Below are 319 nucleotides of genomic sequence, written 5' to 3' on the forward strand. Positions count from 1 at the left end.
AGCACGGATATGAGCACTGGATCAAGGCCAGCGTTCAGTATGAAGGCGGTCATCATCGTCCACATGCTAAATCGCGTATCGCCTTCGGCTCGGACGATGAAGCCGTTGACGATATTCAGAAGCATCAAGGTGCATCCGAACAAAAGTGTGGTCGCGTAGTCGAGCGCCAGGGGCATGATGGTTGGAGTTGCGCCGAGCGCTAGGAAGATCTCTCGCATGTTTAGAAACAGAGCGACTGTGACCGTGATGCCGACTGGCGCGGCGAGCGCGAGAGCGGTACTGGCGCCTCGACTCGCCTCTAGGTACTCACCAGCACCAA

At 57.1% G+C, this 319-nt stretch carries 1 protein-coding gene; it reads right to left on the reverse strand.

Going from position 1 to position 319, the window contains the following annotated elements:
- The coding region (locus tag ACTEK7_RS36655; protein ID WP_474810820.1) for an MATE family efflux transporter at positions 1–319 on the reverse strand (319 nt) is incomplete at both ends.

The sequence above is a fragment of the Bradyrhizobium sp. JHI2711 genome (assembly GCF_056156565.1).